Source organism: Allobosea sp. 10N428 (genome assembly GCF_056394545.1).
The window spans coordinates 47,437-60,683 of record NZ_JBFTIC010000005.1 but is presented as its reverse complement, the minus strand read 5'-3'; the positions used below and the strand labels follow the sequence as shown (position 1 = coordinate 60,683).

The window sequence follows — 13,247 nt, the reverse complement described above, 5'->3', positions numbered from 1 at the left end:
GAGGAGGTGCGGGCGTTTTTCCGGCGCGTCATTCTCGGGTCAAGCCCGAGAATGACGCAGGCTGATATCAGGCGCTGAGCTTGGCCATGATGTCGTCGGCGATCTCGAAATTGGCGAAGACGTTCTGGACGTCGTCGTCATTGTCGAGCGCTTCCATCAACCGCATCATCGATGCCGCTTTTTCCTCGTCGAGCGGAGCGGTCGTGGTCGGCCGCCAGACCGGCTTGGCCGAGGCGGGGGCGCCAAGCGAAGCTTCAAGCGCCTTGGAAACTTCGTTCAGCGCGTCGAAGGCGCAGGTGATGACATGGCCGCTCTCGTCCGAGGCGACATCGTCGGCGCCGGCTTCGATCGCGGCTTCCATGACCTTGTCGGCGTCACCGGCCTCCGGTGGATAGCTGACCTCGCCGACCCGGTTGAACATGAAGGAGACCGAGTTGCTCTCACCGAGCGCGCCGCCGGCCTTGGTGAAGTAGGAGCGCACGGCGGAGGCGGTGCGGTTGCGATTGTCGGTCAGCGCCTCGACGATGACGGCGGCGCCGCCCGGGCCGTAGCCTTCGTAGCGAACTTCGTCGTAGTTATCGCCTTCGCCGCCAGCGGCCTTGTTGATGGCGCGCTGGATATTGTCCTTCGGCATGTTCTCGGCGCGGGCGGCAAGAACCGCCATGCGCAGCCGCGGGTTCATGTTGATATCGGGCATGCCCATCTTGGCGGCGACGGTGATTTCGCGGGCCAGCTTCGAGAACAGCTTGGAGCGCACCGCGTCCTGCTTGCCCTTGCGGTGCATGATGTTCTTGAACTGTGAATGGCCGGCCATGGGGACTCGCTGCCCTTTGAGATGATGGAACCATGGAAACACCGCCCGCGGCGCGCCGGGACGATCGGAACGGCCTTATAGGCGCCGATTTCCGGGACAGGCAAGCGCCAGTGGGCTCTCGTTGGCGAGATCGACGGCGAAGCGGCCGTTAAGCCATTCTTTGCCATGGCCGAGCAACATGCCGGTGCGCCACGCCGTCATCTTTCAAGCTCGTGAACCAGTGACATCCAACTCCATCGCCGCGCAGGAACACCGCTTTCGCGCCTTCCGGATCTTCAACGAGGATATCGAGCTTCTCGCTTCGCTGTCGGGCTTCGCGCGTAACCGGCTGCCGCAACTGCTTGAGGAACTGCACGAGCAATTCGCGCCCTGGCCGGAAATTGCGCAGGCTCTGCGCCAGCCGGACGTCCACGAGCGGCGGCTGGCGCACTGGATCAGGCTCGCTTCCGGCGATCTTCGGGAGGGTTACATCGAGTCGGCGCGAAAGCTGGCGACTGCCTTTCACGACCATGGCGTGCCGATCTATGCGGTGGTGATCTGCCACGCGATCGTCTCGAACGCGATCATCGTCGAGCTTGGGCTCGACCGGCAGAGCATGATGGGGCTGTCGAGCTTCTGGCAGAGACGCGAGCTCGACCGGCGGATCGCGACGCGCACGGCGCTCTCCAAGGCGACCCAGCTCGACCTGGAGCTGCTGCTCGAGACCTATGCCGTCGTCCAGCAGGAGAACCGCGACCGCACGCGCCAGCAGATCGAGGCGTTCGAGGTCACGGTGCGGGAGGTTGTCGGCGCGGTGAATGCGAGCGCCGGCAAGGTGGAGCGGCTCGCGGCCACGGTCGAGGACGTGGTCGGCGAGACCAGCGCGCAGGCCAAACGGGCCGCAGGGGCGGCGGGCAGCGCTTCGGACAATGTCAGCAATGTCGCGACCGCGACGAACGAGCTGTCGATCTCGCTCGACCATGTCGCGGCGGAGGTGGTGCGGGCCTCGACCATGGCGCATGAGGCCCATGTCGCGGCGCAGAAGACTGATGCCATCGTCAAGAGTCTCGCTCTTTCGGCGGAGACGATCGGCTCGGTCGTGGAGATGATCCAGACGATCGCCAGCCAGACCAATCTGCTTGCGCTCAATGCCACGATCGAGGCCGCACGGGCCGGCGAGACCGGGCGGGGCTTCGCGGTGGTGGCCACGGAGGTGAAGCAGCTGTCATCACGCACCGCCAAGGCCACGGACGAAATCGCGGCCCAGGTCCCGGCCATGCAGGCGGCGACGCGCGAGGCGGTGACGGCGATCGAGAGCATCGTCGCCTTCGTCAGCCAGGTGAACGGCATCGCGGGCGCGGTCGCGGCCAGCATCGACGAGCAACGCGCCGCCACGCAGGAAATCGCCCGCAGCGCCGATCAGGCGGCGATGGGCACGCAGGCCAACGCCGAAACCATCGTGCACCTGAACGACCGCGCACAGCAGGCCGGCAAGGCAGTGCATGACGTACTCGACGTGGCGGGCACCCTGTCCCGCCAAGCCGAGAGCCTGAACCACGCCTTCGATGATCTGGTTCGCCAGCACCGCGCGGTCTGAGACGCGCAGGCTCCTGTGGGTCAGCCCTGCGCCCAGCCGGGCAGGGCCTCGCTGAGATGTGGGCCGACCCGCACGGCCCAGACCGCCTTCGCGAGACCGGTCGCATCATCGATATCGACTGCGACGCCAGAAAGCGTGCCTTCGCCGGTGGCCGGCTCCAGCCGCGCGCCCGGCACTTTCTGCAGGAAGCGGCGCACCGGCTCGTCCTTCTGCATGCCGAGCACTGAATCATAATCGCCGCACATCCCGGCATCGGACTGATAGGCCGTGCCTGCCGGGAGGATGCGCGTGTCGGAGGTCGGCGCGTGGGTGTGGGTGCCGACGACGAGGCTGGCGCGGCCATCGAGGAAATAGGCCATGGCCTGCTTTTCGCTTGTCGCCTCGGCGTGGACGTCGACGATGACGGCGTCCGCGACCTCGCCGAGCGGGCAGGCGGCGAGCTCGCGCTCGACTGCGGCGAAGGGGTCGTCGAGCGGGTCCATGAAGAGGCGGCCCATGACGTTGACGACGAGGACGCGGGCCCCGTTGCGCGCCTCGATCACGGTGGCGCCGCGGCCGGGGGTGCCGGGCGGGTAGTTCGCCGGGCGGATCAGCCGGTCCTGCCTGGTGATGAAGACAAGCGCCTCGCGCTGGTCCCAGGAATGGTTGCCGAGGGTGACGACATCAGCGCCGGCGGCGAGGATCTCGTCGCAGATCGCCTCGGTGATGCCGAAGCCGCCGGCGGAGTTCTCGCCGTTGATGACGACGCAGTCGAGCTTCCAGGCCTCGCGCAGTGCCGGCAAACGCTCCTGAACCGCGATCCGGCCGGGGCGGCCGACGATGTCACCGAGGAAGAGAAAACGCATGTGGACTCCGGACGCGTAAAGGCGGTTGGCCATACAGGCCCACATCCTGAGGAGCGCCGAAGGCGAGTCCCGAAGGATGTTCCAGGAGGGCGGGAGCCCACTGAAACGTCCTTCGAGACGCCGCGTTCCGCGGCTCCTCAGGATGAGGGCTGTGGAATGGCAGTTCTGTCCTCTTCCGTGACCCGAAAGCCTGCCGGAATCAACCGCAGCGGATGGTGTCGCGCTCGGTCACGATCCAGTCGAGGCGTCGGTCATGCGGCTCGTCCGGCATGGCCTCGATCTCCTGTGCGGCGTAGCCGATGCCGATGCTGACGGTCGGCCCCAGCTCCGTCAGAGCCCGGTCGTAATAGCCCTTGCCGTAGCCGATGCGGTGGCCGCGCCGGTCGAAGGCTGCGAGCGGCACGATCAGGATGGCGGGCTTCGTCTCGGGCTCCGTGGGAGCCGGCACGAGCGTGCCGAAGCCGCCGGGTACGATCGGCTCATAGGGCGCCCAACGGCGGAAAATCATGCACTTCTGGACGATTGCCGGCAGGCAGAGCGGCAAACCGCGTCCATGTAGCGCTTCGAGGATCGGGCGCGGATCGGCCTCCGAGCGCATCGGCCAATAGGCGGAGACCGGGCCGGGGCTGTCCCAGACGGGCAGAGCGAGCACGCGGGCGGCTATGTCCTGATCCCAGTCGAGCCGGCTGTCGAGATCCAGCGCGTCGCGGCGGGTCAGTGCGGCGTCGCGAAGCGCGGCCTTGCGTGGGGAAGGGGAGACCGGGGGGATGAAAGGCGTATCGGGACGCGTCGTCGTCATGGTCAGGCTGCGGAGCCACCTCGGCCGTGGAGTTTTGAATCCCGGGACACCTACAGAAGTAGGTGGGCGCCGTGTGTCCGGTTCCAAGGATCCGGACAGGGACAGCTCCCTAGGGAGTCGTATGGGCCCGGGGAATGCTGTCTCTCACGCACCAGGCAGCCCCGCCTCGTCAATGTAAGCAAGCCGCCGGCAAAGCGCCAGAGGCGATTTTCCGGCCCGCGCCCAAATGTGCGGGGGCGCCATGAAAATGTTCATATTTTGGCCGTGGTAAGCAAGTGATATAGGGAAGCGCGACATGTTCGGAAAACCGGTTTCATCGATGCTTCCTTCGATCCTTGCCCGTCATCTTTCCCGTTCGGGGCTGGGTGCGCTCGCTTGTGCCGCTGCGCTGTTCGGCGGGGCCGTGCCCGGCTCGGCGCAGGATGCCGCTGACCTGCTGGTGCGTACGACGCGGCTGGAGAACCAGCTGCGCCAGATGTCCGGCCAGATCGAGCAGCTCCAGTTCGAGAACCGCCGCCTCAGCGAACAGGTGCGCAAGTTCCAGGAAGATGTCGATTTCCGCCTGAACGAGAAGGGCGGCGGGCGTCCAGGTGCGGCAGCGCCGAGTGGTGGCGCCCCTGCGGCGCCGCAGCGTCAGCGCCGTGGCGACGCCTTCGATCCGACGATGCAGCAGGGTGCGGCCGGTGCGCCGCAGCAGCTCGGCGGCGGGATCGCCGGCATCATCGAGGATGAGGATGGTGGCGGACCGGCCACGGGCCGGCCGCTCGACCTGCAGGGCGTCGGACGCCCCGTTCCACAGGGCGGCCTGTCGCAGGCCATGCCGCGGGGGGCGAGCGTCGCGGCCGCCAGCGGTCCGCAGAGCGCCAAGGAGGCCTACGACCTCGCCTTCGCCTCGCTTCAGCGCCGGGAATACGAGCAGGCCGAGATGGGCTTTCGCCAGTTTCTGCAGAGCTATCCGCGCGACCGGCTGGCGATCGACGCCACCTATTGGCTCGGCGAGAGCTATCTGCAGCGGCAGCGCTATCGCGAGGCGGCCGAACAGTTCCTGAAGATCTCGCGGGAATCGCCGAAGGCGACCAAGGCGCCCGACAGCCTGCTCAAGCTCGGCATGGCGCTGAGCGGGCTCGGCGCCAAGGACCAGGCCTGCGCGACCTATGCCAAGGTCGGCGTCGATTATCCGTCGGCGTCCAATGCGGTGCGTCAGGGCGTGGCGCGCGAGCGCCGTCGCTCCGGCTGCGCTTGAGCGCGCTGCCACAGAATGAAACGTATGTGCCGCCCGTCTCGCCTGTCGAGGCCGGCGAACTCTTTCTGGGGCTGACGCAGGAGCGCTCTCTGCTCGCGGCGGTTTCAGGCGGACCGGATTCGGTCGCGTTGCTGGGGCTGCTGGCCGAATGGGCGCGCGCTCCGGGCCGGCCCTTGCTCCATGCCGCGACCGTCGACCATGGCTTGAGGCCGGAGGCCGCGGCGGAGGCCGCCGCCGTCGCCGCGCTGTGCGCGCGCCTCGGCATCGCGCATGCGATCCTGCGCTGGGAGGGAGAGAAGCCCGCAAGGGGTATCCAGGCTGCGGCCCGGCACGCCCGTTACGCGCTGCTGGCGGGAGAGGCGAAGCGGCTCGGCGGCGCCGCTCTCGTGACTGCCCACACGCTCGACGATCAGGCCGAGACGATGCTGATGCGGCTCGCCCATGGCTCCGGCCCGTCCGGTCTCGTCGGGATGCGGGCCCGAACCGTGAAGGACGGTGTCAAGCTCATCCGCCCGCTTCTCGGCCTCCCGAAGGCGCGGCTCATTGCGACCGCCCGGGCGCGGGGCCTTCCTTTCGCCAGCGATCCGAGCAATGCCGACCAGCGCTTCGAGCGTGTTCGCTGGCGCGAGATCATGCCGGTTCTCGCTGAGGAGGGGCTGACGGCCGAGCGCTTCGGGCGGATGGCGGAAAGGATGGCGCGGCTGGACGCTGCGGCGAGCCAGCGCGCGCAGGCCGTGTTTGCAGCGGTCGATTTGCCGCGAGAGGCGGGCGAGGACCGGCTGCGGCTCGATTTTTCGGCGCTGATGGCTGAGCCGGACGAGATCGTTCTGCGCGTGGTCGGGCGGGCGCTCGATGCCGTCGTGACCACCGGCGACCGCTACCGTCGGCTGGAACGGCTGGAGGATTGCGTGCAGGCGCTGCGTGCCGCGACGAAGACAGGTTCTGCCATGAGACGGACATTGTCCGGCTGCATGATAAGGCTCGGCTCCGACGGCGTTCTGCTCCTCGAACGGGAGCCGCCGCGGCGACGCGGCGTTCACCCTGCGACATCTTAGTGCCCCTACGTCTTCTGTTTCCCTTGGCAAGGGCGACCGCCGCTCCTAGATTAGTCCAGTAAACCCTTGGCCTTATCCGGTTGGTCCGGCAGGCCCGATCGGACTGGTGATGAATCCGAATTTTCGTAATTTCGCCCTCTGGGTGGTGATTTTCCTTCTCGTCCTGGCGCTGGTGACTCTGTTCCAGAGCCCAAGCCAGCGCGCGAGCACCAACGAAATCCCCTACAGCCAGCTCATCAACGAGGCTGAAGCCGGGCGTGTCGCCAATGTCGTGGTTGCCGGACAGGAGATTTCCGGCAGCTTCTCCGACGGCCGCAATTTCGTGACCTATGCGCCCTATGGCGACCCCAACCTCCTGAAGACCATGGCGCAGAAGGGCGTGCAGGTGTCGGCCCGTGCGCCGTCCGAGGGCACGCCGTGGTTCATGGCGCTGCTGGTCAACTCGCTGCCCTTCGTCATCTTCATCGGCCTGTGGATCTTCATGTCCCGCCAGATGCAGAATGGCGCCGGCCGGGCGATGGGCTTCGGCAAGTCGAAGGCCAAGCTGCTGACCGAGGCGCATGGCCGCGTCACCTTCGAGGACGTCGCGGGCATCGACGAGGCCAAGGAAGACCTGCAGGAGATCGTCGAGTTCCTGCGTGATCCGCAGAAGTTCCAGCGGCTGGGCGGCCGCATCCCGCGCGGCGTGCTGCTCGTCGGCCCTCCCGGCACCGGCAAGACCCTCACGGCGCGCGCCGTCGCGGGTGAGGCCAATGTGCCGTTCTTCACCATCTCGGGCTCCGACTTCGTCGAGATGTTCGTCGGCGTCGGCGCGAGCCGTGTCCGCGACATGTTCGAGCAGGCGAAGAAGAACGCGCCCTGCATCATCTTCATCGATGAGATCGACGCGGTCGGCCGTCATCGCGGTGCCGGCCTCGGCGGCGGCAATGACGAGCGCGAGCAGACGCTGAACCAGCTCCTCGTCGAGATGGACGGCTTCGAGCCGAACGAAGGCGTGATCATCATCGCCGCGACCAACCGTCCGGACGTGCTCGACCCGGCGCTGCTGCGTCCGGGCCGGTTCGACCGCCAGATCGTCGTGCCGAACCCGGATGTCGCCGGCCGCGAAAAGATCCTCAAGGTTCATGTCCGCAAGGTGCCGATGGCCCCGGACGTCGATCTCAAGATCCTCGCCCGCGGCACGCCTGGCTTCTCGGGCGCCGACCTGATGAACCTCGTCAACGAAGCCGCTCTGCTGGCGGCCCGCCGGGGCAAGCGCATGGTCACCCATGCCGAGTTTGAGGACGCCAAGGACAAGGTCATGATGGGCGCCGAGCGCAAGTCGATGGCGATGTCCGAGGAAGAGAAGAAGCTGACCGCCTATCACGAGGCCGGCCATGCGATCGTCGGCCTCTATGTCCCGGCCGGCATCCCCGTCCACAAGGCGACGATCATTCCGCGCGGCCGTGCGCTCGGCATGGTCAAGTTCCTGCCGGAGGGCGACCGCTACTCGATGAAGTTCAAGGAGTTCACCTCGCAGCTCGCGGTCGCCATGGGTGGGCGCGTGGCGGAGGAGATGACCTTCGGCCGCGAGAACGTCACCTCAGGCGCGACCGGCGACATCCAGCAGGCGACCAAGATGGCCAAGGCCATGGTCACGCAGATGGGCTATTCGGACGAGCTCGGCATGGTCGCCTATGGCGACAATCAGGAAGAGGTCTTCCTGGGCATGTCGATGGGCCGCAGCCAGTCGGTCTCCGAGGCCACCGCCCAGAAGATCGACGCCGAGGTGAAGCGCCTCGTCGACAATGGCTATCAGGACGCCAAGAAGATCCTGACCGAGCATCATGACGAGTTCGTTTCTGTGGCCGAGGCGCTGCTCGAATTCGAGACGCTGACGGGCGAGGAAATTCGCGACCTCATCGCCGGCAAGCGCCCCTCGCGCGATCTCGACGACACCCCGCACGCTCCGCGCGGTTCGGCCGTGCCGAGCGCCGGCAAGGGCCGCAAGCGCGGCGAGCCGGATGCGGGCATGGAGCCGCAGCCGCAGGTCTGATGCATCAAGCAGCGTTGAAGGAAAGGGCGGCCTCAGCGGCCGCCCTTTCTGTTTGACCGGCCACGATGTCACGTTCCGTCATAATTTGTGAGAAGGCGGAAAGATTTTTTGGCTATAGAACACGCACAATCGGGCGTTGCAGCCCCTCGGAAGCGGAACGCAATGACGCGCAAATATTTCGGAACCGACGGCATTCGCGGGCGGGCGAACGGCGTCATCACGCCCGACCTTGCCATGAAGGTCGGCCAGGCGACTGGGCTCGCCTTCCGCCGCGGCGAGTATCGCCATCGGGTCGTAATCGGCAAGGATACCCGCCTCTCCGGCTATATGATCGAGTATGCCATGGTCGCCGGTTTCACCGCTGTCGGCATGGACGTGTTGCTGCTCGGCCCGATGCCGACGCCGGCCGTCGCCATGCTGACGCGCTCGATGCGCGCGGACCTCGGCGTGATGATCTCGGCCTCGCACAACGCCTATGAGGATAACGGCATCAAGCTGTTCGGGCCCGATGGCTACAAGCTCAACGACGAGGTCGAGCGGGAGATCGAGGCGCTGATCGACGCCGATCTCGGCCCGCGCCTGGCGACTTCGCCGGCGCTCGGCCGGGCCAAGCGTATCGACAGTGCCGATGCACGCTATGTCGAGTTCGCCAAGCGGACGCTGCCGCGCAATCTGAGCCTTGAAGGCCTGCGCATCGTGCTCGATTGCGCCAATGGCGCCGCCTATAAGGTCGCGCCGCAAGCGCTCTGGGAGCTGGGCGCCGAAGTCATCACCATCGGCGTCGAGCCCGACGGCTTCAACATCAACCGCGAGATCGGTTCGACCCATCCTTCGACGCTGATCGAGAAGGTCAAGGAGATGCGCGCCGATGTCGGCATTGCGCTGGACGGCGACGCCGACCGCGTGCTCATCGTCGACGAGCACGGCCATATCGTTGATGGCGACCAGCTCATGGCCGTGATCGCGCGCAGCTGGATGGAAGACGGCCGTCTCTCGGCCCCGGGTATCGTCGCAACCGTGATGTCCAATCTCGGGCTGGAGCGTTATCTGGCGGGGCTGGGCCTCTCATTGGCGCGCACGGCGGTCGGAGACCGCTATGTGCTGGAGCACATGCGCAACCACGGCTTCAACCTTGGGGGCGAGCAGTCCGGCCATATCATCCTTTCGGATTTCGGCACGACCGGCGACGGCCTCGTCGCAGCGCTGCAACTGCTCGCGGTGGTCCAGCGGATGGACAAGCCGGTCTCGGAGGTCTGCCACTGCTTCGAGCCGCTGCCGCAGATTCTCAAGAATGTGCGCTACAAGGCCGGCAAGCCGCTGGAGGAACAGCCCGTCATCAGCGCGATCGAGGCGGCGAAGCAGTTGCTGGGCGACAGCGGGCGCCTGGTGATCCGCCCGTCCGGAACCGAACCGGTGATCCGCGTCATGGCGGAGGGCGACGACCGCGATCTGGTCGAGCGCGCCGTGGACGATGTGGTCGATGCGGTGGCGAAGGCTGCGGCCTGAGCCCAGGCGTCATGCTCGGGCTCGACCCGAGCATCTCCAGCCGGAGGAGGCTCTTGTGCTGTCTCGTCCTGCGCTTCTCGGGTCAGCTGACGCTGCCCGAGAAGGACGGCTGAGGCGTCCTCACACCACCGCGGTCAGGCCGCCGTCGACCATCAGCAGGTGGCCGTTGACGTAGTCGGATGCCGCCGCGGACAGGAAGATGGCGGCGCCGACGAGTTCCTTCGTCTCGCCCCAGCGCCCGGCCGGAGTGCGGGTGGAAACCCAGTTCGAGAAAGCTTCGTCCGCAATCAGCGCGGCATTGATCTCGGTGGCGAAATAGCCGGGGCCGATGGCGTTGGCCTGGATATTGTGCTTGCCGAGCTCGGCGGCGAGCCCCCGCGTCATCATCTTCACCGCGCCCTTCGATGCCGTGTAGGGAATGATGGTGGCGCGGCCGAGCTCGCTCATAACCGAGCCGATATTGATGATCTTGCCGCGCTTGCGCGGCACCATCCGCTTCGCCACCGCCTGGGTGACGTAGAACACGGAATGCAGGTTGGTGTTCATCACCTCGTGCCAGCCCTCGACCGGGAATTCGGTGATCGGCGCGCGCTTCTGCATGCCGGCATTGTTGATCAGGATGTCGATCGGCCCGATCTCGGCCTCGATCGCGGCAATGCCCGCCTCGACGGCCTTGTGGTCGGTGACGTCGAAGGGGGCGATGGAGGCCTTGCGCCCGGCCGCAGTGAGCGCCTGCTGGGCCCGTTCGAGCTTGGCCCTGTCGCGGCCGTTCAGCACGACATGGGCGCCGGCCTCCGACAGGCCCTCTGCGAGCGCCAGGCCGATGCCCTGGCCGGAGCCGGTGACCAGCGCGATCTTGCCTTCGAGACTGAACAGCGACAGCGACATGGCGTATCCTCGCAGCGTTCTGGTGTGAGCAAATTCGGTTTGCGCAAAGCCTGCATCTTTGGGTAAGCAGGTTTCAATCGATTAGACAATGATGGATTGGCTTTCTCGGCCCTCATCATGAGGGGCAAGGCGCAAGCCTTGCGTCTCGAAGGAGGCTCCCGAGGGCGCTGGATCAGCCTTCGAGACGCCGCTTCGCGGTTCCTCAGGATGAGGGCTGAGAAAAGCAGGCCAGTCGGATCAGGGAGAGCCACCATGCGGGCCGTCGTTATTCATGCCGAGAAGGATCTGCGCGTCGAGCCGACCACGGCGCCTGAATTGGGACCGCGCGACGTCCGCGTGAGGATCGAGGCCGGCGGCATCTGCGGCTCTGACCTCCACTATTATCTCCATGGGGGCTTCGGCACGATCCGCGTGCGGGAGCCGATGATCCTCGGCCATGAGATCGCCGGCCGGGTCGAGGCGGTCGGCGGCGAGGTCTCGCGGGTGCAGCCGGGCGATCGCGTCGCGGTCAATCCGAGCCGGGCCTGTGGCCATTGCCGCTACTGTCAGATGGGACTGCAGCAGCACTGCACCGACATGCTGTTCTACGGCTCGGCGATGCGCTTCCCACATGTGCAGGGCGGCTTCCGCGACGTGCTCGTCGTCGAGGAGCGGCAGGCGGTGAAGGTCGCGCCGCATGTCAGCGCTGCCGAGGCCGCCTTCGCCGAGCCGCTTTCGGTCTGCCTCCATGCCGCCAAGCGCGCCGGCCCGCTGCTCGGCAAGCGCGTGCTGGTGACGGGAGCGGGGCCGATCGGCGCGCTCACCATCGTGGCCGCGAAAGCGGCGGGCGCCGCCGAGATCGTCGCGACCGATGTCGTCGACGGGCCGCTGCCGATTGCGCGGAAGATGGGCGCGAGCGCAACCGTCAATGTGGCGGCCGAGCCTGAGCGGCTGAAGGCGGAATACGGGGCCGAGAAGGGCGCGTTCGACGTGATGTTCGAGGCCTCCGGCAATCAGCATGCGCTGACCGGCGCCTTCGACGTGATCAGGCCGGGCGGCGTCATCGTGCAGATCGGCGTTGGCGGCCAGTTCACGCTGCCGATGAATGTCCTCGTCGCCAAGGAATTCGACCTGCGCGGTTCCTTCCGTTTCCATGAGGAGTTCGACTGGGCGGTGGCGATGATCGGCTCCGGGAACATCGATCTCTCGCCGCTGCTAACGGCGACGATCCCGGTCGACCGAGCGGTCGAGGCCTTCGATCTTGCCGCCGACAAGTCGAAGGCGATCAAGGTGCAGCTCGATTTTGCCTGAACGCCTCAGCCGGTGAGCAAGCTCGGGTCGGCGAGGTGGACGAGCCGGCCGTTGGCGATGGTCGCCACCACACGCGGTGTGGGCTCGGGTCTGACGATGACGAGGTCGGCCCTCAGGCCCGGCGCGATCCGGCCGCGGTCGGTCAATCCCAGCGCCGTCGCCGGGTTCTCCGAGACAAGCTTCCAGGCTGCGGCGAAGGAGGCCGCGCCACGCTCGGCCAGCAGGAAGGGCGCGAGCGGCAGCGCCGGGTAATAATAGTCGGAGGCCAGGATGGTGCAGAGCCCCTGGCGCACCATCTCCTCGGCAGCCGGGCAACCCGTATGCGAGCCGCCGCGCACCACGTTGGGCGCGCCGAAGACGATCGCCTCTCCAGCCCCGGCCGCCTCGCGCGCCGTCGCTTCGTTGATCGGGAATTCGGCGACGGCGATGCCGAGCGCGCGATGTTCCCGCCGCATCTCAGGGCTCATGTCGTCATGGGACATGATCGGCACGCCGGCCTCGCGCGCCGCCTCGGCCAGCCTGATGATCGAGCCCGCGACCTCGCCCTTGCGGGCATAGACGCGATCGACGAGCTCCATGAATTCGTCGTGGCTCAGGCCCGTGCGCTCGACCATCTTGCCGACCTTGTCCGGCCGGTGGCGGGATTTCAGCGTGCCCTCGGTGTGGTCGTTGAAGGCGAGGACGCCGATGCGCTCCTCGGCCAGCCATGCGGCGATCTCGTCCTCGGCATCGAGATTGAAGGTCTCGTGGCGCATGTGGAAGCGGGTATCGGCGCCCAATTCCGGCTTGAGCGCGGCGATGCGTTCGACCAGCCGGCGCGCGTTCTCCGCACCGCGCAGGCCCGGCTCCCAGGACCAGGTGACGCCGTGGAAGGCGGTGGTGATGCCGCTCGCCAGGAGAGCCCGGTCGGCGTCACGCAGCGCCAGGTCGATGTCGAAGGCAACGCCCGGGCGCGGCATGATGTGGCGCTCGAAGGCATCGCCATGGCAGTCGACGATGCCCGGCAGGACAAGACAGCCTTGGGCGTGGATTACGAGGTCCGCCGTTTGCGTGCCCCCACCCAGCGAAGCGATCCGACCTCCGTCGAGCGCGACGTCCGTCGTGACGAGTTCGTCGAGGAGCTCTTGGCCGCCCGTGATCTTCATGCTCATCTTTGCCGCCCCGCTTTCGATGCCGAGGCGCGCCGCTTCGACGAG

Annotated in this window: 11 protein-coding genes and 1 other RNA gene; 6 read left to right on the top strand and 6 right to left on the bottom strand. The window is 67.0% G+C overall.

From position 1 onward, the window contains the following. Nucleotides 1-67: 67 nt before the first annotated feature. On the bottom strand, nt 68-814 hold the full coding sequence (locus AC1DDA_RS16685; protein WP_441510184.1) for a YebC/PmpR family DNA-binding transcriptional regulator: 747 nt from the start codon (nt 812-814) through the stop codon (nt 68-70). 220 nt (nt 815-1,034) lie between these two features. On the opposite strand from AC1DDA_RS16685, the gene AC1DDA_RS16680 reads away from it, so the two are divergent. Further along, entirely contained in the window at nt 1,035-2,390 is a 1,356-nt protein-coding gene (locus tag AC1DDA_RS16680) for a methyl-accepting chemotaxis protein (RefSeq protein WP_476796588.1), read from the top strand. Between the two features lie 20 nt (nt 2,391-2,410). On the opposite strand, the gene AC1DDA_RS16675 is transcribed toward AC1DDA_RS16680, so the two are convergent. The 3 genes from AC1DDA_RS16675 to ssrS all read right to left on the bottom strand — a co-directional run bounded on the left by AC1DDA_RS16675 (nt 2,411) and on the right by ssrS (nt 4,199). Then, nucleotides 2,411-3,235 carry a TIGR00282 family metallophosphoesterase gene (locus tag AC1DDA_RS16675; RefSeq protein ID WP_441510182.1) on the bottom strand — a complete coding sequence of 275 codons (825 nt, stop codon included), beginning with the start codon at nt 3,233-3,235 and terminating at the stop codon, nt 2,411-2,413. A 199-nt stretch (nt 3,236-3,434) separates the two neighbouring features. Further along, nucleotides 3,435-4,034 carry a 5-formyltetrahydrofolate cyclo-ligase gene (locus AC1DDA_RS16670; protein ID WP_476796587.1) on the bottom strand — a complete coding sequence of 200 codons (600 nt, stop codon included), beginning with the start codon at nt 4,032-4,034 and terminating at the stop codon, nt 3,435-3,437. An 8-nt stretch (nt 4,035-4,042) separates the two neighbouring features. Then, nucleotides 4,043-4,199: non-coding RNA, 6S RNA (gene ssrS, locus AC1DDA_RS16665), on the bottom strand. 154 nt (nt 4,200-4,353) lie between these two features. Between ssrS and ybgF the strand changes: the two genes are divergently transcribed. The 4 genes from ybgF (at nt 4,354) to glmM (ending at nt 9,873) form a co-directional block, all read left to right on the top strand. Then, nucleotides 4,354-5,277, top strand: coding sequence for a tol-pal system protein YbgF (gene ybgF, locus AC1DDA_RS16660; protein WP_476796586.1), 924 nt, complete (start codon nt 4,354-4,356; stop codon nt 5,275-5,277). Between the two features lie 26 nt (nt 5,278-5,303). After that, nucleotides 5,304-6,332, top strand: coding sequence for a tRNA lysidine(34) synthetase TilS (tilS, locus tag AC1DDA_RS16655; protein ID WP_476796585.1), 1,029 nt, complete (start codon nt 5,304-5,306; stop codon nt 6,330-6,332). A gap of 109 nt (nt 6,333-6,441) precedes the next feature. Further along, the gene (ftsH, locus tag AC1DDA_RS16650) at nt 6,442-8,367 is read left to right on the top strand and encodes an ATP-dependent zinc metalloprotease FtsH (protein ID WP_441510178.1); all 1,926 of its coding nucleotides are present in this window, start codon (nt 6,442-6,444) and stop codon (nt 8,365-8,367) included. A 162-nt stretch (nt 8,368-8,529) separates the two neighbouring features. Continuing rightward, entirely contained in the window at nt 8,530-9,873 is a 1,344-nt protein-coding gene (gene glmM, locus AC1DDA_RS16645) for a phosphoglucosamine mutase (RefSeq protein ID WP_476796584.1), read from the top strand. Between the two features lie 120 nt (nt 9,874-9,993). On the opposite strand, the gene AC1DDA_RS16640 is transcribed toward glmM, so the two are convergent. Beyond that, a complete protein-coding gene (locus tag AC1DDA_RS16640; protein WP_476780358.1) occupies nt 9,994-10,761 on the bottom strand; it encodes an SDR family NAD(P)-dependent oxidoreductase in 768 nt (255 codons plus the stop codon). A gap of 252 nt (nt 10,762-11,013) precedes the next feature. Here AC1DDA_RS16640 and AC1DDA_RS16635 point away from each other — a divergent pair, with 252 nt between their 5' ends. Beyond that, nucleotides 11,014-12,051: an L-idonate 5-dehydrogenase gene (locus AC1DDA_RS16635; protein ID WP_476796583.1), complete on the top strand. Its 1,038-nt coding sequence runs from the start codon at nt 11,014-11,016 to the stop codon at nt 12,049-12,051. 5 nt (nt 12,052-12,056) lie between these two features. Here AC1DDA_RS16635 and AC1DDA_RS16630 read toward each other — a convergent pair whose 3' ends face one another. Then, nucleotides 12,057-13,202, bottom strand: coding sequence for an alpha-D-ribose 1-methylphosphonate 5-triphosphate diphosphatase (locus tag AC1DDA_RS16630; RefSeq protein WP_476796582.1), 1,146 nt, complete (start codon nt 13,200-13,202; stop codon nt 12,057-12,059). Between the last annotated feature and the right edge of the window lie 45 nt (nt 13,203-13,247).